Source organism: Dehalobacter sp. (assembly GCF_030063005.1).
Classification (GTDB): Bacteria; Bacillota; Desulfitobacteriia; order Desulfitobacteriales; family Syntrophobotulaceae; genus Dehalobacter; species Dehalobacter restrictus.
On record NZ_JAPDHR010000035.1, the window covers coordinates 30465 to 49268 of the forward strand.

The following is an 18804-nucleotide window of genomic DNA, read 5'->3' on the forward strand; positions in this document are numbered from 1 at the left end:
ATCATAACTCCTTGAACTTCGGGTTTTTATCTGGATCCAATACTCTTTCTTGATACTCTTCTTGTTTAAATACTAATCTTGTTCAAATAAAAGATATATTGTCCGGTTTGGGATCGAAAAGATCGCTGACGGCTTTAGCAAATGTAAGATAAAGCTTCTTAAAATCATCATCCACCGGAGGATGCATAAAGCTTTGCACGAGATTACGGTAATACCATTCCTGCTTCTCTCTGCCCCGGTTAAACCGCGTCCAAAGCTTCTCGCCTTCTTTTTGATAGTCTTCCAGCATCGTCAGAACATTATGCAGCTTGTCGGCGCAGGCTACGGCCTTGATCACCGGTATCGCCGTTTTCAGGTATTCAATGGTATGTTCTTTGCGTTCTTCCCACGGCAGCGATTTATCCGGTTCTGAACACCCTTCTACGATCAGGGCAACCTTGTTGCCAAATTTATTGCGGAGATATTCCAGATTAATGATGGTATCCTCAACGGTATCATGCAGGATGCCAGCAACAACAATGTCTTCCGCACATCCTTCTTTCTGCAGGATCATCCCAACTGCATACGGGTGTGTAATATAGGGCGTATTGGTCCCTTTCCTGAACTGACTCTTATGGGCATTTGCTGCGATGTCTATTGCGGCGAATACTTTGTTCATTCTTCCTCCTAAAGGTTAACCCCAAAATAATCAACTATCAATTTAACGCTTTTTCGAAATCCTGTCCAGTCAAGAATGTAGGATTTCCTGTTTTTTTACCATTATCCCAACAACGATTAGACAACGATCAGACAACTACTCAAACACATCACGGGCCAGTATATCAATTTCCGCTTTCAGTCTGGCTGTTTGATTCTGATCAAGCTGCCATTTACCATCATTAAATACGACGACATCGCCTTCCTTAATCTCCGCAGGAAGATCAGTGAGGTTAATATTCTTTCTGTTGTTGCCGTCAAACTCCACCACGGCGACGCTGCCTTCGAAACGATCAATAACACCGTTCATTTTGATGCCACCTTTTTGGATAATCAAACCCATTAGTCTCATTATTTTGATGTAATCGCCAGCGTATGAAATGTCACTTCTGATCCGTCGGATACCGCAACAATCGTCCCATCCAGGTCTGTCCTGAATACCTTGACGCCCCTATTCTTCAGCTTATCCAGTGTTTCCTGTGCAGGATGATCATAATCATTTTCTTTCCCGACGCAAATCATTGCATATTCGGGGTCTACCAGATCCAGAAAGGGCTCGGATGTCGCATCGCCGCTGCCATGATGCCCAACTTTTAGGACTGTCGACTTCAGAGCATACATGCTCACATTCCGCAGCATTTCTGACTCTGACACTTCTCCGGCATCACCGGTGAATAAAAAAGAAGTGCTGCCGAATGCTATCCTGATCACAGCGCTGTAATTGTTCAGATCTTCATAATCTGAACCGTTCGGAGCGAGTACAACGGCAGTCATACCGTCCCCTAAGTCCAGATTAGCACCTGTTTTCGCCGATGTTATTTTGAGGCCTTTATTTTTCACCGCGCTAAGTACATCCTTGAACGTTTTAGTCGTATGGGTTTTGCCCGGCATGATAACTTGCCCGATTTTAAAGGTATCGATTACGGCATCAAGACCCCCGATATGGTCCTCATGAGGATGGGTGCCAACGACAATATCCAGTTTACTTATTTTTTGTTTTTCTATGTACGAGGTAACCGTTTCTGCATCTTCATTATTCCCTGCATCGATCAGCATGGTTTTTCCCGAAGGGGTTTTGATTAGAATACAATCCGCCTGCCCGACATCAATGAAATGGACTTGAAGGGTGCCTGAGACTGAAGCAATATCCGCACCTGAGCCGGTATTGGAGGAATCCGGATTTGACGGCAGCGTACCTTTTTGATCTTCGACCACAGTCGCTGTCTGCCGCAACTGATCCGTAAAAGCCGGTGAGCTGCCGTTCAGTGAGCTGTAACCAAGTAAAACTAGCACGGTTAGACAAAGAATCGTTAGAAGTAATCTTTTTTGCTTTTTCATTGAGCTCCCTTTTCATACAATGATGATCGTTTCACATTTCTTTTTCATATTTTGATCTGTAATAGATACCTGAGAATATTACAAATAAATATGAAATAACCAATATGATAATCGCCATCAAATCAATCTGCATTAAACCAAATGCCAGGATTATCGCGCCATATACATAGATCATTTTATCATAAGCCTTAGCTTTGGCCTTATTGGTAATTGTTAGATTTCTTTCATCATTTTGCTCAATTTCTATTTTCCTAACCTCATCCGGATAATTTTTCAGCGCCATACTGCTAATGATTTTTCCTAAATGGTGACCAAATAGTCCGCATCCAATACCAACACAGACGTATGGCAAGACTTGCATACTTCTTTGTGGTTCATGAATGGCCTTTATCAAAACGAACCCTATTACAATTAATAATATTCCTAAAATGGAAAAGCCAATTGCTTTCATATTCTTTGTCATATTTATTCTTCCCCCTCATAAATAAATATTTCTTCAACATTCATCCCAAAGAAGCGTGCAATTTTGAATGCTAAGATGATGGATGGATTATACCGTCCATTTTCAAGTGAACCTATGGTTTGTCGAGATACTTCCAAAGCCGCGGCAAGCTCTTCCTGCTTTATTCCTCGCTGCCTGCGTATTTCTTCTAATCTGTTATTCATAGACTCACTCCTAACGCTTATGGAAAGTTTACTTTCCATATATATAACATATTCTAGATAGAATGTAAAGTTAACTTTCCATAAAAATAACAGGTGCTCTAAACCTGTTAAAAATTAATACATGGGATAATATAGTCAATTTGACCCCGGGTAATGACCTAATGCCCTTCCGCTAACACCTTTTGGGCTTTACCCTTATGGCAATTAGGCTCTTTACATCATCAAGGACTAACTTGTCATCTACTTTGATCATTAACCAACGTCCGCCACAGGAAAAAGCTGTTTTGAGATACAGGCCTTGCACGAATGGCGTAAATGTACCCAACGCCATTTCTGTCTCTTCTTCCTCTTTGGCTCCAACTACGACTAGCGTAATAAAATACCCCTCCATCGGATAAAGCGTACATAACGATTTACTGCCCTTTTGATATTTAACATTCCAGCCTGGCTGGGCGGAACATTTGCTATAAGTCGTTTTTGGCTTCACCTGGTAGGCTTTTTCAATATAGGAAAGCAGCTCCGACCAAAGCGGTTCACCTTTACCAATAAATTGCTTAATATCTTCAAAAGATGGTTCGTGATTTACATTAAACAGATCACACCACTGCATTGGCAGTCCCTCCTGTAACTCTGACAGAAATCAGATATGGACAAATTTCCCCTCTTGGTCTGCTTCCATAACTTCGTGTATTGTCCGAAGTGCAACTTCTATGATTTGTCTCGTGGAATACAGCTATATTTTAACATATCTTACAAAAAAGAGGTAAGAAAATTAGAAAAATCATTAGGATGAGGTTGTTATCTGCTGTCTTCTTATGCTATTATAATCTAATAATATCAATTCAGAAGCGCAGAAAGGAGTTTTCGAGAATGTTGTCCGAAGATGATCGGCGCCTCCTTCATATCCTGTCCCAGGACTGTCGTCTGACTGCGGAAGACTTAGCGGTTCAGACTGGCCTGACAGCGGATTATATTAAAAAGAAGATCAAGCAGTGGGAAGATGATAAGGTCATTGCCAAATACGGTGTACTGATCAATTACGACCAGCTGGAAGAAGACAGGGTTACTGCATTAATCGATGTCAAAGTCCTGCCCCAGCGCGGCAATGGCTACGATAAAATTGCCCAGCGGTTCCAAAAATTCAGTGAGATCAAATCAGTCTATCTGATGTCGGGAGATTTTGACCTGTGTTTAATTATCGAAGGCCATAATATGCATGAAATCGCCCAGTTTGTTTCCGATAAACTATCCCCGCTGGATGTGATTCAGTCAACTTCGACTCGCTTTATTCTGCGCAGGTATAAGCAGGATGGCATAGAATTTCACGGAGAGGAAGAGAGACCGCAGCGTCTCATGATAACGCCATGAAGCAATACTTATCACCACTGGCTTTAAATCTGAAGCCATCAGGAATACGAAAGTTTTTTGACCTGGCCGCCACCGTGGAAGGCGTAATCTCCCTCGGTGTCGGAGAGCCGGATTTTGCGACTCCCTGGGTCATGACAGAAGCCGCTATTTTTTCTCTTGAACAGGGTCAGACTATGTATACCAGCAACGCGGGTCTGGTCGAGCTTCGCAGAGAATTATCCAAATATATGGCCAAACATCAAGGCTTAAATTATAATGCTGATCAGGAAATCCTTATCACCGTCGGCGCCAGCGAGGCGATTGATCTGGCGATGCGCGCTTTGATCGTGCCGGGCGACGGTGTGCTGATTCCGGATCCTTCCTTTGTGGCTTATGCCGCCTGTGCGGAAATCAGCGGCGCAGAGGTTCATTATGTTACAACAAGCGCAGAACACGATTTTCGTCTGCAGGTTGAAGACCTTCAGATGGCTTATACACCAAACTGCAAGATTTTGGTTCTGTCTTATCCAAATAACCCCACCGGCGCAGTCATGACCAGAGAAGAGCTGCTGCCGATTGCCCGGTTTGCGTCTGAAAACGATCTGATCATCATTTCCGATGAGATTTATTCGGACCTTAACTACGGCGGAGAACATACACCCTTTGCAACTTTACCGTACATGTGGAACCGCACGCTTCATGTCAGCGGCTTCTCGAAGGCCTATGCGATGACAGGCTGGCGGATCGGCTATGTTGCCGGCCATCCTGACCTGATCCAGGCCATGCTGAAAATCCATCAGTACACAATTATGTGCGCCCCGATTATGGCGCAGATTGCTGCTCTGGAAGGACTGAAATCCGGAGAAACGGCCAAACAGGAAATGGTGATGGAATATGACCGCCGCCGCCGAATTATGGTCCACGGTCTCAGAGAAATGGGCCTTACCTGCTTTGAACCCTTAGGCGCTTTCTATGTCTTCCCCGACATCACAGCTACCGGATTAAACTCCGAAGAATTTGCTGAACAGCTGCTGAAGGAAGAAAAAGTCGCCGTCGTTCCGGGTACGGCTTTCGGCCCGGCCGGCGAAGGACATGTCCGCTGTTCCTATGCGTATTCAACGCAGCAGCTGCAGGAAGCCTTAACAAGAATGGCCCGGTTTGTTAAGAAAAGAATAAGTTGAACCAGAGTGACATTACCTATTTGATTCGCTGATCGAAGAAACCTTACACGTGTAAGGTTTCTTTTCAATCTCAGCCTCTGTTTAAAAATTCGGCTGTTTTAAGATTAATTACACTAGTGTAGTCAAATCCCAAAAACGGCAATTTTTAATCGTATCCTCAGACACGGCCTTAATGATATCCTTTTGGTGACACTCAGACTATTCTGCCAATTCTCTGACAATCCGCCTCCATGGTTTACGTTAACCTCCCCTTGTTGTGCACTGGTACCCCATTTGTTAGACAGCATGGTATACTGAAAACAAATGGGGTGCAGTCCACTTACACCATTACGGAGGCTTACAAAATCTGATATAGTCTTGTCTCACTGTATATCATTTAAAGTAATTATTTGATATTTATTTTATTTACAAAAACAGCCACCCCTAAAGGAGTATTATTTCCCTGCAAAAAGAAACCTTACACGTGTAAGGTTTCTTAGAATCCGGGAATTATCTCATACCGAAGAATCACAGCGGAAGGCTTGACGGCACCCTTACTTCGTCTTTCTGAAATAAGCATATGTCATCGGCTCACCGCTGCCACGGACTTCGGCTGCTGTGACTCTGCCCAAAAACAAGGTATGCGTGCCGGTATCCATCGAATTCGCGACTTCTGCCTCCACGGTGGTCAGCACTTCATCAAGCAGCAAAATGCCGGACGATCCGCGGTGCGCTTTGATTCCGTCAAATTTATCGAACTCCCTGCCTGACCTGTAGCCAAATCTTCTAACGAGGTCATGTCCGTTCTGGTCCAGAACGGATATGCCGAACTTGCCGCTTTGCATGATCAGTTCATGCGTGAAGTTTTTCTTATTAATACCAATCGCAATCTGCACGGGATCGGAAGTAATCTGGAAACAGGTATTGGCTGCCTGCCCGTTGTCTTTGCCGTTAGCGGCCGCCGTAATAATAAACAAACCGTAGGAAATGGACTGTACCGCTTTAACAATCTTCTCCTCGGGACTTAATCCGGTCTGAGCAGGACTCGTCATGGCAGCTTCGGCATTCTTGACGGAATCGTCCTTGCTGTTTTCGTCCTGCTTCGGTTCCTCCTCCACCCTGACAAAGTTGCTGGAATCGACACCGCAGACCGGACAGGCTTCCGGAGGATTATCTCCTTCATGTATGTAGCCGCAAACAACACAGCGCCATTTCATATCTCCACGCTCCCTTTTGTAACAATAATTTATTTATAATCATTATAACTTGCTTTTACAGATTTTTAAACTCCCAATATACTTTTTTTAGAAAAGCATGATTTAATTCCGGCTTCATCTCTTCCATGGCTCTTTTGCGGACAAGATCCTTAAAGGTTCCGAGACTCGAGCCGCTTAATCCCTGCTGCATCGCATACTGCCGGAATAGTTTCCAGTCAAGCTGCATCAGGTTTTCTTTCTGCCACAAAGCCACCGCAATCAATTCGGCAAAAATTCTTTCAAAAATATTGTTCTGAGTAGTGGTATGAAGTTTTCCGGCCTGATAATCTGCTTTCCATAAAATCAAGAAATCATGGATGTTCTTTAATTCAAAGTTTCTGCCGTCCCAACAGACTTTCCAAACGAGCTCCGCCACTCTGTTCTTGAAAGGCCGCTTGGCAATTTCTCCTCTGAACTCCGGCATGAATACGAGTGTTGCCTGCATATGATTCTCAACAAGTTTTATAAGGTTCTGTTCCTGTTTTTTGCCGATCCCGTCAAAAAACATTGAAAATGTATAGCGTTTAAGGACATCGGCCAGAAGCCTGGCGCTTGCCGCTTCATGTGTCAGGAAATGTCGTTTGCCGTTTTCGACGTAGATAAGACCAAAATTAGCCGGTTCACCGTCTATGACCTTTTTAAACTGCACAATTTCCGGGTATTGGTCCAGTCTTGCTCCAAGGATCCGAATCTTTTTTCCAATTAAAGACTTCAGCTTATATTCCAGTTCCCGGGGTCCTCTTGTCCCAACGATTTTAAATCCCTCAAGCAAGTAGTTCTGGTCGGCAAACTTTAGCGTCCCGGATACATGGCATTCCCGGCTAGCTACTTCCCACTTGCCGGAATCATGAAACAGGCCTGCCAGACGCAGATAAAGATCTTCAGGGGTATTCCGAAATACGGCCATGGTATGTTCCCAGACATCCAGGGAATGGTACTGATTCTGTTCAAGACCCTTCAGCCTGGCCAACTCAGGTAAATACATATCCCAGTAGCCGATTCTGTCCAACATCCGCACGGCCTTTTCAGCCTCGGCCAAAACAAGAATCCCGGCAAGTTCCGCCGTAATTCTTTCCCGGGATGTGCTGCTCAGAAAAGAAAGATGGTCCGTTGCCTGCTCCCAGGTATCGGGATCGATTTCCAACGAGAACTTCACCGCGAATTTGACCATCCTTAAAATACGGACAGGATCTTCCCGGAACCGTTCATCAGGCTTACCGCAGGCTCTAAGAATTTTGGCTTCCAGATCCTTTCTGCCTTCCATCGGGTCATAAAGTTCCCCCGACACCGGATCCTGATAAATCGCATTAATGGTAAAGTCCCGGCGCTGGGCATCTTTCTCTAGTTCTTCGGCCTGCACGACATCCACTTTGGAACCTTCCGTAAAAATGCTGGCTGTCGAGAAATGCCTGCCAATGATCTGAACGGAGAAGCCTTGCTCACGGAGGATATCTTGGACTTCTTCAGGGCTCAGCCCGCACACCAAATCCATGTCCGGAGACTCCAGTCCCAGGACTTGGTTACGTACCGCTCCTCCTACGATCCAGATGCGGGTATGGCGGGACAATCGTTCGATAACATTTTTCTGGAAGTCATTCATAGGACTCCTCCGGATCTCTTTTATGCCCGTTTCTCGCGCTTCAATATTCTAAGCTCCTACTTAGTTAAGCGTTCTATATTCAAGCACGTGTTTTTTTAATACCCTGCCCTATAGTCTACAATATTGATCATTTGACCGGAGTCAGGATATTTGGCCAGATTTGTCTGAAACACTTCCCACATGCGTTCAGAGGTTTGAACCGTCCTACCGCCGATATGCGGCGTAAGGAAGACATTATCCAGTTCCCAGAATGGGCTGTCTTCCGGCAGCGGCTCTTTCCTGAATACGTCAAGCGCCGCCGCGGCTATCTTTTTACTTTTAAGTGCTTCGATCAGGGCATCCTCGTCAACGACTTGTCCTCTGGCCACATTGATGAATAATGCTCTGTCCTTCATCTGATGGATAAAGTCTGCATTGACAAGTTCCTTCGTTTCCGGTGTCAGCGGCAGGACGACAACGACAACATCACTGACCGCCAGAATCCCGGGCATTTCCTCCAGAGGCACGATCTTTTCAAAAGCCTGGTCCTGACCGCCATGAAGTGATACGCCATAAACCGTCATCCCAAAAGCCCCGCACCGCTTGGCAATCTCTTTGCCAATGGTACCTGCCCCCACGATGCAGACCGATTTGCCGTACATTTCGGAAATCTTCGGTTTTGCGCTGAATATCTTCTGTTCCTGCTGTGATACAAATGTATTGCCCTGTCTTAAGAGCATCAGGATACTCCAGATGACGTGCTCGGCCATCTGGATCTTATGGGCGCCTTTGACATTCGTCAGCATGACGCCCCTCGAAACAAGCCTGTTCAGAGGCAGCATATCGACCCCTGCGCTTAAGGTTTGAATCCATTTGAGATTCGGATACAGATTAATGGTATCCTCTTTGATATCCCAGCCATACGTAAGCAGTACATCCGCTTCCGGGTCTGGCTCTGTAAAGTCCCTCACCTGAACGATCTGAGCACCCGGTCGAATTGCCAGCAATCTTTCCAAAAGATCATCCGATATTTTTATACTGCTCAGGATCTTCATTACTTTTCTCTCCTCTTGCTCCTGTTGTATGGTTGGTTCGTATTTTGTAATGGGAGTCTGGGGGCCACAATTCCGCTTTCGGCAAATAGCACCCTCCATGGCGAGTCGCTCTTTGCCATCCATGGCATCGCGACATTAGGCCATCCGTGGCCGTCAAACTGCCGCGCTCCGCATCCATGCTCCGCTTGACGCCGGAACTTGTGGCACCCAGACTTAATATGGGGTCAGGATTGTATGAAATTACTTGAGTAAAGAATTTAAGAATGTTGTACTCGATACGTTATCTGAGGTTTTCAGGATTCAGGACCTGCAGCTCCGCTGGCATAAACCTGCCGTCTTTCCTGATCAGTTCCCCGTCAAAATAGACCTCTCCGCCGCCGTATTCCGGTCTCTGGATGCATACCAGATCCCAATGGACTGCGGACTGGTTGCCATTGTCGCATTCGTCATAGGCCGAACCTGGGGTGAAATGAAAACTTCCGTCGATCTTCTCATCAAACAATGTATCTTTCATCGCCTTCTGAATGTACGGGTTAAAGCCGAACGAAAACTCACCGATATACCTCGCACCTTCATCGGTATCGAGAATTTTATTAATTCTTTCGGTATCGTTGGCTGAAGCCTTGATAATTTTGCCGTCTTTGAATTCCAGTACGATGGATTCATACGTAAATCCCTGATAAACAGCCGGGGTGTTATAGGTGATGATGCCGTTGACCGAATCTCGGACCGGCGCTGTGAAAAGCTCACCGTCAGGAATATTCATCTTGCCGTCGCACTTGATCGCTGGCAGCCCCTTGATTGAAAAAGAAAGATCCGTTCCAGGCCCTGCGATCCTTACCATGTTGGTCTTTTCCATCCGTTCTTTCAGCGGATCCATCGCTCTGGACATTTTGGAATAATCCAGATTGCAGACTTTAAAGTAAAAATCTTCAAAAGCTTCCGTGCTCATCTCAGCAAGCTGCGCCATCGACGGATTCGGATAGCGAAGTACACACCAGCGGGTATGCTTGACTCTTTGCTCGGAATGGAGTGGTTTCGAGTAATGGCTCATGTAGATTTGCATTTTATCCGCAGGGACATCGGCCAGCTCGTTAATATTTTCTCCCGAGCGTATTCCGATATAAGCCTGCATGTCCTTCATTCTGGCGACTTCCCACTTTGCTTGGCTTTGAGCCTGTTCGACTGAAAGCCCTTTTAATATTTCACGCTGCAGGGTATGATGCGTAATATTAAGAAAAGGCTGCGCGCCGGCTTCATAAGCCTCTCTGACCAGCGCCCGGGCTAAAGGAATTTCCAGCCCCGATAGCTCAATCAGGATATGTTCGCCTTCCTTTAACTCAATGGAATAATGGATTAAATTTTTGGCCAATACGTCTATTCTCTGATCATTCATGCTGTAGTTACCTCTTTTCTGCTTGTTCGTTTTGCCTGACCCATATTGGTTAATTTTTACTATAGTTATTATAATATATTTTTTATTTCTTTACGCAACATCTTGCTAAACTATTCTATTAAATCATAATATATGTCTATCAGATAATGCTTATTCTATTAGGAGAAGAACATGAATGCAAATAAATTATTCACATACACTTTAACGCCCGAAGATGACGGCAGGAAATACCAGGACATACTTCTAAGGCGCTTCCATTTTTCCCGTAAGGTGCTGCAAAAGCTGAAAGTCGGCGAAAATGTCTGGATTGACGGCAAATTCACCTATCTGACTGCCCGCGGCAAAACAGGACAGACCCTTGTCGTGAATATCCTGGAAGAAGAGCCGGCAACGGTCTCCGGAGAAACGCTGCCTATTGAGATTCTCTTTGAAGACGAAATCTTCCTCGCGGTCAACAAGCCGCCCGGCCAGGTCATCCACCCCAACTCGAGGTATCGGACCGGAACGCTCGCCAATGCGGTGGTCGGTTACTGGGAAAGCAAAGGTGAAACCAGGCCTTTCCGGCCAGTCTCGCGGATCGATCGCAATACGTCCGGCGTTGTGCTGATCGCCAAATCCCGCTATGCCCACCAGCAGTTGGCCGCCCTTTCTATCAGAAACAAAGTTGAAAAGAAATATCTCGGTATTGTGGAAGGGAATTTCCCTTTGGAACAGGGTGAATGGCCCCTCCCGATACGGCTTAAGTCGGGCAGCAAGATTGTCCGGGAAGTTCATCCGGACGGACAGTCGGCGCTGACGCTGTTTCGAACGCTGCAGCATTACCCGGGCTATACCCTGATGGAATTCACCCTGGTCACCGGTCGGACGCACCAGATCAGAGTGCATGCCCAGGCCGCCGGCCATCCCCTTTTGGGAGATGATTTGTATAGCGGCAGTATGAAATATATGCAAAGGCAAGCCCTGCACTGTTATAGCTATGGTTTCACGCATCCCTTAAATATGCAGCCTCTTCAAATCCAGGCTCCGGTGCCAGCGGATATCGCTATGCTTATCCAAAGTAAAAAATAATACCGCTCCTTGCCATTTGGCAGCGCGGTATTCGTTCCCGAATCAAAAGAACAGCTAAATCTGATGATTTATTTCGTACAATTTTCAGAATTTTTTTGTGTGATTTCCGACTTCCGCTGTAACGTCTGAAGTATGTCTTCCTGTCTTTTTTCAATTACATCTAAACGTTTCAGTACTTCCTCAATCAGGATCTCCGATTTCAGGTTAACCTCATAATCATGCTCTGCTCTTAGTCGGTCCCTATTCTCCTGCCTGTTTTGACTCATCATAATAACCGGCGCTTGCATTGCAGCGATACAGGATAGCACAAGATTTAACAGAATAAAAGGGTACTGGTCAAATGCATGACCGAATAGAAGTATGGTATTTAGCACGATCCAGGATAAAAGGACGGAAATAAAGATAATGATAAAGGTCCAGCTGCCTGCGAAGTCTGCAAGCTTATCCGCCAGCCTTTCACCAAAAGAAAGACCTCCCTCATGTACTTCAAAGGTATTTTTTGAATGACGGGCTTCGGCAAGTTCCTCAATGGTTTTATTTTCAATGTTTTCCACGAATTCACCCTCTTCAAGTTCACTGTAAATCTTCTTTTCCTATCATAATCAATTTCTAAAGCCAAAACAAGTTTTTATGATCGAAGCCATTGCTAAAAAAGTCATTGCTAAAATTCACACTCAAATTATAATGATAATATTAAGTGAGAAAGGAACTGGATACCATGAATGCAGATGAAATCAAGCAAGGATTACGCCAACACGGCTACATAGCCGATGACAGTACCGCCATGATCCTGCAATATTCCTTGCTGCTAAATAAACCCTTGTTAATTGAAGGTCCGGCCGGAGCCGGAAAAACTGAGCTTGCCAAGGCCTGGTGCCAGTACCTCAATCGAGAATTGATCCGCCTCCAGTGCTATGAAGGCATCGATGAAGGCAAAGCTCTTTATGAATGGGACTACCAGAAACAGCTTCTCTATATTCAGACCAAAGGACCGGGAACCAACGCGTGGTCTGATACGAGTGAGAATATTTATACAAATGAGTTTTTGCTGAAAAGGCCTCTGTTGAAGGCCATAACAGGCGAAACCCCTTCCGTTTTGTTGATCGATGAAATCGATAAAAGCGACGAGGAATTTGAAAGCTTTCTGCTGGAGATTCTGTCGGACTGGCAAATTTCAATACCGGAGATTGGAACGATTTCCGCTGTGAGCATCCCTTCCGTCCTGCTGACCAGCAACAGCACGCGAAACTTAAGCCAGGCGCTAAGAAGAAGATGTCTGTACCTTCATCTTGATTACCCGAACGAGCAGAGAGAACTTGAGATTCTTCAGATCCACTTCCCGAATCTAAAGGAGAGCCTTGGCAAACAGGCGGTTACTTTCATCCGCAAATTGCGGCTCGAGAAGCTCAAAAAACACCCCAGCATCAGCGAAGTGATCGATTGGGTCAACATCCTGGAACAGCTGCAGGTCGAAGAACTAACGGCGGAAGTCGCTTCCAGCGCGCTGAACATCCTTTTCAAATACCAGGATGACTGCCAGCATGTCCTGGAAAAAGTGAACCAAAAGGATTGGTTTGATGGAATACTTCATTCTTAAAATTGCCGGACTGCTCAGAAAATCCGGCATTAACGTAAATTCACGCGAAATATCTGACTGCATCCGGCTGCTGAAAATGCTCGATCTTGATAAAATGGATAAATATACTTTTTATCACCTCATTAATACGACGCTGATCAAATCTCCTTGGGGCCCTGATTATGCTTTATGGCTGATCGAGTTATATTTTGGCCCTGATTTGGAAATGTCGTCGGACCATCTGGGCATTCTAAAAAGCCGGGGCCGCTTTTCCCAGGAAGAAGGCCACGGAGGAAGTGCCGGCAAAACTGTCCCGCTAGAGCTCTTGATTGAGGCCGTGCTGAACAATGAAATCGATCTGATTTATGCTGTCCTGCAGGGCTTGAACCTGAATCTTGAACTCAGCATCGAGGATCGCGAAAAAGGCCTGGCTGCTTTCCGGACCCAGAGCGGTTGGAATGAAGCAGCCAGCCATATTGAAAAGGCTTACCAACAGAATGAACTATCTGAAGCGGAATACCTGGCGGCACGGGCAGCCCTTGAAGAATGGAACCATTTACTCAAAGATGAAATTGAACGCCAGCTGGCTAGAAATATGAGTTCGGAGCATTTGATCCAGGAAATGAAAAAACGAAATCCACGAACGGTTTCGTTTCTGGACTGCGACGACGCGCAGATCACTCAAATGTCGCAGGAAATCCAGAAGATAGGCCGAAAACTGGCCGTCCGCAAAGGAAGGCGCCGCAAAGTAGGTCCAAGCGGCACTATCAATCTGAACCGTAGCATCAAACATTCCCTGAAAACCTGCGGAATCCCGCTGAACCTGATAAAAATGCAGCGAAAACAATCGAAACCCGACCTCTGGCTGCTCTGTGACATGTCCAATTCCGTTAGCAAATTTATTTACTTCATGCTGATGTTTGTCTTCGCGACGCAGCAGCGCTATGCCAACGTCCGTTCATTTCTGTTCGTTGATCAGCTCGTGGAAGCGACAGATTATTTCCAGGAGCAGGACTGGACAGGCTCACTTAGCAATTTGCGCAAAGTTAGCGGCTATAACCGCACAGGCTACTCCCATTATGGTAATGTGCTGCTGCAGTTTGCCGACCGCTATCTGCCTTTCCTGCCGAAGAAAACCACGGTGCTGATTTTAGGAGATGGCAAAAACAACCGGAACAGGCTGGACGGCAGCGACGTCCTGGCCCAGATCAAAGAAAAAGCCGCAGCCTTGTACTGGCTGAATCCCCTAAGCAAGGACCAGTGGGACAAGGGCGACTGTCTGATGGGGAAATACCAGGAGTATTGTACCGGTGCATTTTCTGTAGCGAATATTGAAGAGCTGGAACAATTTCTGAACTCTCTTTAGGTTAAGACAACCGCGAAATGAAAGGGACGAATCTTTATCCCCATTATTTAATTGAGGGAATAAAAAATTCGTCCCTTTGTATTAGCTTATCCTCTCGCTATACCGCAAAGTCTACGTGCTGGACCGCCCCTGCTTCTCCGTTCTCTTTTAGAAATATGCCAGTTTCCTTGATCTGAGCGTCTAAATGATTATCCGTATCTTTCAGTGAAAATAGCGAATCGACATTGCCTAAATAGATTGCGCCAATTCCAACCTGACTTAAGGCCAGTAGCTGGTCGTTGCCGGTGGCATCCTTAATCCAAAGGCTAAGTTCTTTGTAGATGGAATCGTTTTCATCGATCCAGCCGTTTTGATCGTTATCATATTCGGCTAACTCCCCGAAACCATCTCCGCTTGTCGGTCCAAAGAGCTCGCTGCCGTCATTGATGACTCCATCGCTGTTCTCATCCAAAGCAAGGAACCCACTGCCTTCAGCCAGGAAAGACATTGTATCCTGCGTTCCGTCGGCATTAAGGTCAAAATCCGTTTTAAATCCTGACAGGCTTGCGCCGCCTGCACCGTAATTAATCACTAACGGATCGATCAAAGCATCTCCAGCTTTGATATCGATACGCTGATAGGCTGTATACTCGCGGCTTGTAGCGATATTCAGCTTAAATTTTATTTCACTGCCATCTTCGGTAAGAATTGTGCCCTGGGCTGAAAAGTTCATGGATTCTTTTTCTGTATAGGACTCTTCATAGTGATAATTAACGCCCCAGCCAACCTTCTGACTGCCGTTCCCATTATTGTTGCCGTCATTCTTTGCTGCCATTAGGTGACCAAAATCACTGTTACCCGGACCTGAAAGAGTTAGTTTGTCCGGTACGTCAATCGTTACCTTTTTCCCGGACAGTTTGGAAAGGAATTTTTCTAACAGGGAGATAATTTCTTTCTCCCTAGGGCTGAGTTCAAAAAATTCATCTTCCGACTCAGCAGTTGTTTCTGAGCTGCTCACTGCGGGATTCTCCTGTAATTTAGCCAAAGCGTCACCCGAAAGTGTCAGCGAATCCGCAGTTGGCTCTGTTTCATCGTTTGCATCCGTGCCCTGTCCGTCAACCCAGGCTTTCAGCCTTTCATTGACGGTCTTTTGCTGTTCCAGCTTGTAGTCCGAATAAAGATCAACAGCTGAACTTAAAACCTTCATCTTCATCCCTCCATGGATATTAGACTTCCTTATTATTATCGTAAAGATTTTTAGTTTTCTTAAGACCCATGAAGACATTTCTTTGCTTGGAATCAAAAAAAGATGCAATCATACATCTTTTTAAAATCACGTAGCATTCGACTGGGAAGTCCGGCATTCAGACTTTCCTAAAATATTAATTATCTCCTGCCGCAATCTCCCGAAGCCCGGTCTCGAGGATCTCCATCTCACCGATCTCATTATCTCCGGCAACCCCGAGCTCTTTGAATTTCCTGGCGGTCACGAGTACCCGGTTTTCATAGGAGCCAACGGCCCGATTGTAAGCCTGAGTGGCCTGAGCGAGTCCTTTGCGGATGTCCAACAAATGCTCGGTCAAAACGCTGATCCTGTCATAGAGCTGTTTACCGAGCTCGCTGATATGGCGGGCATTTTCGTTGATCTGTTCCTGGCTCCAGCCGTAAGCCACGGCTTTAAGCAGCGCAATCAGCGTTGTCGGGGTCGCCAGGATGACCCTTTGCCCGGCGCCGTATTCGATGAGTTCCGGATCTGACTGCAGCGCGGCACTGAAAAAGGTTTCACCCGGCAGAAACATGACAACAAATTCCGGCGTAAAATCGAACTGGTTCCAGTAAGACTTCGCGGCAAGTTTGGTAATATGATTTTTGACCTGCCGGGCATGGCCCGACAACTTTGTTCTCTTCTGGTCTTCATCGAGTGCTTCCACAGCTTCGAGATAATCCGCGAGCGGAGCCTTGGAATCGACGACGATCGTTTTATTCCCCGGAAGCCTAATAATCATATCCGGGCGCTGCCTACCGGACTCCCCGCTGACTTCCTCCTGCTGGTAAAAATCACAGTACTCCACCATGCCGGCCAGTTCTACAACCCGCTGCAGCTGGATTTCTCCCCAGCGTCCTCTGACAGTCGGCGATTTCAAAGCAGAAGTCAGCTTCAAGGTCTCCCGCTGTAGCTTTTCCTGCCCGAACGCCATATTTTCGACTTGCTTAAGCAGCCCTTCATAAGCCCCTGCTCTTTTTTGTTCCAGTTCGTTAATCTTCAGATCAACTTTGTCGAGCGACTCCCGCAAAGGCTTTACGAGTTCATCGATAGAAGTCTGCCTTTTTTCCAGATCAGCCGAAGCCTGGACCTGGGTCTTCTCAAGCACAACTTTTGCCAATTCGAGAAAGGACTGATTGTTATTCTTAAGCGCTTCAGCGGATAAGGCCTTGAAGCCGTTACTGAGCTCCTCCCTTGCATGACTGAGAAGCGTTAATTTCTCTTCATACGCTGTCTGCTCCATCTCAAGCCGGGTACGCAGTTCAGAAATGACAGCGGAATTTTGCATTCTTCTTTCATATTCCTGATTCAGTTCCGCATGCAGCCTTTCATTCTCCTGTTCAAGCGTCCGGGCTTTTTCCAGTAGTCCTCTGGCTTGGCCTCCACGGATACTGAATCCTGTCCCAAATCCGAGAATGATCCCGACCATGACTGCGCTGATGACATAAAGGAAGACTGGATCCATCGGGCATCCCTCGCATATCCATATTATTGGCGTTATCGTTTTTGCGGTTTGATCCTACTTCAAATAATCTTCAGGCAATTTGGTCAGGGGTCCCATACTGTCTAAAGGCCAGTACCTGATCCAGACCCTTCCCAATATCTTCTCCTTGGGCAAGGCGCCCCAACGATGGCTATCGTAACTGGCAGGACGGTTATCCCCCATCATGAAATAGGAATCCTCCGGCACGTTTTCAGGCCCATATTCATAATCAGCGGGATATTCGACATAAGGCTCATCTAGAACCTTGTCATTAATATAGACTTTTCCATTTTTGACTTCAAGCTTTTCTCCGGGCAAGCCGATGACTCTTTTGACGAGGTCCTCATCCTTCATCATAGACTCGGGAGCTTCAAAAACAATAACATCTCCGCGCTTGATATCACCGCATTTATAAAAGAACCGATCCACGATTAAACGATCCTGAAGCTGAATCGTAGGCAGCATCGAGCCGGTCGGGACGATTCGGGTATCAATCAAATAATTTCGGATCACCAAAGAGAGAACAAAAGCAATTGCAACGATGACGACCCATTCAAACAACGATTTCATAAAACCCTTCAACACAAATCACCTTCCACATTTCTTCAATATCTCCAATTTCAAAGGTTAGCCCAAACCTAAGTTACTTTCTCTATTAATCTATATATTCCTGCCTATTACTAACTGAAAAAAACAAAATGCCCCCAATGGAAAAGGATAACAAAAACCATAATGAAAAGCAAGACTCGAACAAAAGCTTTATCCCATCACGCTATACACATGTTTTCTAGGATCAAAAATTCATTTTTTTATTGATAAAGAAACTAATACCAGTTACTCAGCCTATTTAAGTTCCTTAATAAAATCCTAGTAAAACTCCAAACGTATATGCCCCTAACATTTTAGCAGTTATTATCCTTTTTTCCATATAGTACCATTTCTCAGTCGTGTCTCATATAGTGTAAGGACACTAGAGAATAACTTATTTAACTTACACGTTAATGGCTCTAAATAAAATTAGATCAGTTGGCCTATAAAGTTCTTATGATATTCTTATGAGCTATATTCTCTAGCTGTTTATTCTTTATGAGGAAAGGGGGCATTCAAAAAATGGCTTATGATGGAGTAGTTGGGGGCGCAGCAGGAGGTCTCGGTGGTTGTGGTTGTGGTATTGCAATCGTTGTTGTAATTATTCTTCTGTTAATCGCTTTGGGTATTGTTTTCTAATTTAAATCAATTTTGAAAGGAGGAGAATATTATGTTTAGATACGGCGGTGGATGTTGTTGCAGACCTATGGCACCTGTAGCTCCGGTTGCTCCCGTAGCTCCTATTTATGGTGGAGCTGGAGTCGGGATCATTGCCATTGCAATATTAATTTTAATTGCTTTAGGAGTTATCTTCTAAATTCTAAAAAATTTTAATAAAATAAGAAAAGTGGGGTTTGAATGAGGCCACTGAAAAACACTTTGTTTTTCGCTTAAACCACACAACCAAAAAACCAGAAGATGAGATATATTGACTCATTCTCCTGGTTTTTCAATTCTTATATGTAATGGCTTAGTTTATCACTCTCT

Annotated in this window: 20 protein-coding genes; 6 read left to right on the forward strand and 14 right to left on the reverse strand. The window is 45.4% G+C overall.

The annotated features are described in order from the left end of the window. Window positions 1-82: 82 nt before the first annotated feature. The 6 genes from OKX56_RS10110 to OKX56_RS10135 form a co-directional block, all read right to left on the reverse strand. The gene (locus OKX56_RS10110; RefSeq protein WP_019226486.1) at window positions 83-658 is read right to left on the reverse strand and encodes an HD domain-containing protein; all 576 of its coding nucleotides are present in this window, start codon (window positions 656-658) and stop codon (window positions 83-85) included. A gap of 135 nt (window positions 659-793) precedes the next feature. Continuing rightward, a complete protein-coding gene (locus tag OKX56_RS10115) occupies window positions 794-1006 on the reverse strand; it encodes a DUF3006 domain-containing protein (protein ID WP_019226487.1) in 213 nt (70 codons plus the stop codon). 41 nt (window positions 1007-1047) lie between these two features. Continuing rightward, window positions 1048-2034, reverse strand: coding sequence for a ComEC/Rec2 family competence protein (locus tag OKX56_RS10120; protein WP_019226488.1), 987 nt, complete (start codon window positions 2032-2034; stop codon window positions 1048-1050). A 31-nt stretch (window positions 2035-2065) separates the two neighbouring features. After that, the gene (locus OKX56_RS10125) at window positions 2066-2497 is read right to left on the reverse strand and encodes a hypothetical protein (RefSeq protein ID WP_019226489.1); all 432 of its coding nucleotides are present in this window, start codon (window positions 2495-2497) and stop codon (window positions 2066-2068) included. A gap of 2 nt (window positions 2498-2499) precedes the next feature. Further along, window positions 2500-2700, reverse strand: a complete 201-nt coding sequence (locus OKX56_RS10130) for a helix-turn-helix transcriptional regulator (RefSeq protein ID WP_019226490.1) — start codon at window positions 2698-2700, stop codon at window positions 2500-2502. 172 nt (window positions 2701-2872) lie between these two features. Continuing rightward, a complete protein-coding gene (locus tag OKX56_RS10135; RefSeq protein ID WP_019226491.1) occupies window positions 2873-3310 on the reverse strand; it encodes a DUF3788 domain-containing protein in 438 nt (145 codons plus the stop codon). Window positions 3311-3570: 260 nt separating this feature from the next. Between OKX56_RS10135 and OKX56_RS10140 the strand changes: the two genes are divergently transcribed. Next, the gene (locus OKX56_RS10140; RefSeq protein ID WP_019226492.1) at window positions 3571-4068 is read left to right on the forward strand and encodes an Lrp/AsnC family transcriptional regulator; all 498 of its coding nucleotides are present in this window, start codon (window positions 3571-3573) and stop codon (window positions 4066-4068) included. After that, window positions 4065-5228, forward strand: coding sequence for an aminotransferase class I/II-fold pyridoxal phosphate-dependent enzyme (locus OKX56_RS10145; RefSeq protein ID WP_019226493.1), 1164 nt, complete (start codon window positions 4065-4067; stop codon window positions 5226-5228). Before OKX56_RS10140 ends, OKX56_RS10145 begins: the two co-directional genes overlap by 4 nt. A 533-nt stretch (window positions 5229-5761) precedes the next feature. Here the strand turns inward: OKX56_RS10145 and OKX56_RS10150 are convergent. From OKX56_RS10150 to OKX56_RS10165, 4 genes are all read right to left on the reverse strand, one after another. Further along, window positions 5762-6424, reverse strand: coding sequence for a flavin reductase (locus OKX56_RS10150; protein ID WP_019226494.1), 663 nt, complete (start codon window positions 6422-6424; stop codon window positions 5762-5764). Window positions 6425-6479: 55 nt separating this feature from the next. After that, window positions 6480-8063, reverse strand: a complete 1584-nt coding sequence (locus tag OKX56_RS10155; protein WP_019226495.1) for a tRNA nucleotidyltransferase/poly(A) polymerase-related protein — start codon at window positions 8061-8063, stop codon at window positions 6480-6482. Between the two features lie 95 nt (window positions 8064-8158). Further along, window positions 8159-9097: a D-2-hydroxyacid dehydrogenase gene (locus OKX56_RS10160; protein ID WP_025205821.1), complete on the reverse strand. Its 939-nt coding sequence runs from the start codon at window positions 9095-9097 to the stop codon at window positions 8159-8161. A gap of 280 nt (window positions 9098-9377) precedes the next feature. After that, window positions 9378-10493 carry an aminopeptidase gene (locus OKX56_RS10165; RefSeq protein ID WP_019226497.1) on the reverse strand — a complete coding sequence of 372 codons (1116 nt, stop codon included), beginning with the start codon at window positions 10491-10493 and terminating at the stop codon, window positions 9378-9380. A gap of 171 nt (window positions 10494-10664) precedes the next feature. Here OKX56_RS10165 and OKX56_RS10170 point away from each other — a divergent pair, with 171 nt between their 5' ends. Then, window positions 10665-11561, forward strand: a complete 897-nt coding sequence (locus OKX56_RS10170; protein WP_019226498.1) for an RluA family pseudouridine synthase — start codon at window positions 10665-10667, stop codon at window positions 11559-11561. A 68-nt stretch (window positions 11562-11629) separates the two neighbouring features. Here the strand turns inward: OKX56_RS10170 and OKX56_RS10175 are convergent, their stop codons facing one another. Continuing rightward, entirely contained in the window at window positions 11630-12115 is a 486-nt protein-coding gene (locus tag OKX56_RS10175) for a DUF1003 domain-containing protein (protein ID WP_019226499.1), read from the reverse strand. Window positions 12116-12279: 164 nt separating this feature from the next. Between OKX56_RS10175 and OKX56_RS10180 the strand changes: the two genes are divergently transcribed. Next, window positions 12280-13158: an AAA family ATPase gene (locus OKX56_RS10180; protein WP_019226500.1), complete on the forward strand. Its 879-nt coding sequence runs from the start codon at window positions 12280-12282 to the stop codon at window positions 13156-13158. Further along, complete coding sequence (locus tag OKX56_RS10185) at window positions 13139-14503, forward strand: VWA domain-containing protein (RefSeq protein WP_019226501.1); 1365 nt, start codon at window positions 13139-13141, stop codon at window positions 14501-14503. Before OKX56_RS10180 ends, OKX56_RS10185 begins: the two co-directional genes overlap by 20 nt. 97 nt (window positions 14504-14600) lie before the next feature. Here OKX56_RS10185 and OKX56_RS10190 read toward each other — a convergent pair whose 3' ends face one another. The 3 genes from OKX56_RS10190 to lepB form a co-directional block, all read right to left on the reverse strand. Beyond that, window positions 14601-15689, reverse strand: a complete 1089-nt coding sequence (locus OKX56_RS10190; RefSeq protein WP_019226502.1) for an SPM autocatalytic domain-containing protein — start codon at window positions 15687-15689, stop codon at window positions 14601-14603. A gap of 175 nt (window positions 15690-15864) precedes the next feature. Continuing rightward, entirely contained in the window at window positions 15865-17211 is a 1347-nt protein-coding gene (locus tag OKX56_RS10195) for a DNA recombination protein RmuC (RefSeq protein ID WP_019226504.1), read from the reverse strand. Between the two features lie 54 nt (window positions 17212-17265). Continuing rightward, window positions 17266-17799: a signal peptidase I gene (gene lepB, locus OKX56_RS10200; protein WP_423779588.1), complete on the reverse strand. Its 534-nt coding sequence runs from the start codon at window positions 17797-17799 to the stop codon at window positions 17266-17268. Window positions 17800-18487: 688 nt separating this feature from the next. Between lepB and OKX56_RS10205 the strand changes: the two genes are divergently transcribed. Continuing rightward, entirely contained in the window at window positions 18488-18634 is a 147-nt protein-coding gene (locus OKX56_RS10205; RefSeq protein WP_019226506.1) for a hypothetical protein, read from the forward strand. Window positions 18635-18804: the final 170 nt, after the last annotated feature.

What these genes read in the sequence shown, in the direction of transcription:
- OKX56_RS10110 (WP_019226486.1), bottom strand. Translation starts at nt 658, where the DNA reads ATGAACAAAGTATTCGCCGCAATAGACATCGCAGCAAATGCCCATAAG.
- OKX56_RS10115 (WP_019226487.1), bottom strand. Translation starts at nt 1,006, where the DNA reads ATGAACGGTGTTATTGATCGTTTCGAAGGCAGCGTCGCCGTGGTGGAG.
- OKX56_RS10120 (WP_019226488.1), bottom strand. Translation starts at nt 2,034, where the DNA reads ATGAAAAAGCAAAAAAGATTACTTCTAACGATTCTTTGTCTAACCGTG.
- OKX56_RS10125 (WP_019226489.1), bottom strand. Translation starts at nt 2,497, where the DNA reads ATGACAAAGAATATGAAAGCAATTGGCTTTTCCATTTTAGGAATATTA.
- OKX56_RS10130 (WP_019226490.1), bottom strand. Translation starts at nt 2,700, where the DNA reads ATGAATAACAGATTAGAAGAAATACGCAGGCAGCGAGGAATAAAGCAG.
- OKX56_RS10135 (WP_019226491.1), bottom strand. Translation starts at nt 3,310, where the DNA reads ATGCAGTGGTGTGATCTGTTTAATGTAAATCACGAACCATCTTTTGAA.
- OKX56_RS10140 (WP_019226492.1), top strand. Translation starts at nt 3,571, where the DNA reads ATGTTGTCCGAAGATGATCGGCGCCTCCTTCATATCCTGTCCCAGGAC.
- OKX56_RS10145 (WP_019226493.1), top strand. Translation starts at nt 4,065, where the DNA reads ATGAAGCAATACTTATCACCACTGGCTTTAAATCTGAAGCCATCAGGA.
- OKX56_RS10150 (WP_019226494.1), bottom strand. Translation starts at nt 6,424, where the DNA reads ATGAAATGGCGCTGTGTTGTTTGCGGCTACATACATGAAGGAGATAAT.
- OKX56_RS10155 (WP_019226495.1), bottom strand. Translation starts at nt 8,063, where the DNA reads ATGAATGACTTCCAGAAAAATGTTATCGAACGATTGTCCCGCCATACC.
- OKX56_RS10160 (WP_025205821.1), bottom strand. Translation starts at nt 9,097, where the DNA reads ATGAAGATCCTGAGCAGTATAAAAATATCGGATGATCTTTTGGAAAGA.
- OKX56_RS10165 (WP_019226497.1), bottom strand. Translation starts at nt 10,493, where the DNA reads ATGAATGATCAGAGAATAGACGTATTGGCCAAAAATTTAATCCATTAT.
- OKX56_RS10170 (WP_019226498.1), top strand. Translation starts at nt 10,665, where the DNA reads ATGAATGCAAATAAATTATTCACATACACTTTAACGCCCGAAGATGAC.
- OKX56_RS10180 (WP_019226500.1), top strand. Translation starts at nt 12,280, where the DNA reads ATGAATGCAGATGAAATCAAGCAAGGATTACGCCAACACGGCTACATA.
- OKX56_RS10185 (WP_019226501.1), top strand. Translation starts at nt 13,139, where the DNA reads ATGGAATACTTCATTCTTAAAATTGCCGGACTGCTCAGAAAATCCGGC.
- OKX56_RS10190 (WP_019226502.1), bottom strand. Translation starts at nt 15,689, where the DNA reads ATGAAGGTTTTAAGTTCAGCTGTTGATCTTTATTCGGACTACAAGCTG.
- OKX56_RS10195 (WP_019226504.1), bottom strand. Translation starts at nt 17,211, where the DNA reads ATGGATCCAGTCTTCCTTTATGTCATCAGCGCAGTCATGGTCGGGATC.
- lepB (WP_423779588.1), bottom strand. Translation starts at nt 17,799, where the DNA reads ATGAAATCGTTGTTTGAATGGGTCGTCATCGTTGCAATTGCTTTTGTT.
- OKX56_RS10205 (WP_019226506.1), top strand. Translation starts at nt 18,488, where the DNA reads ATGTTTAGATACGGCGGTGGATGTTGTTGCAGACCTATGGCACCTGTA.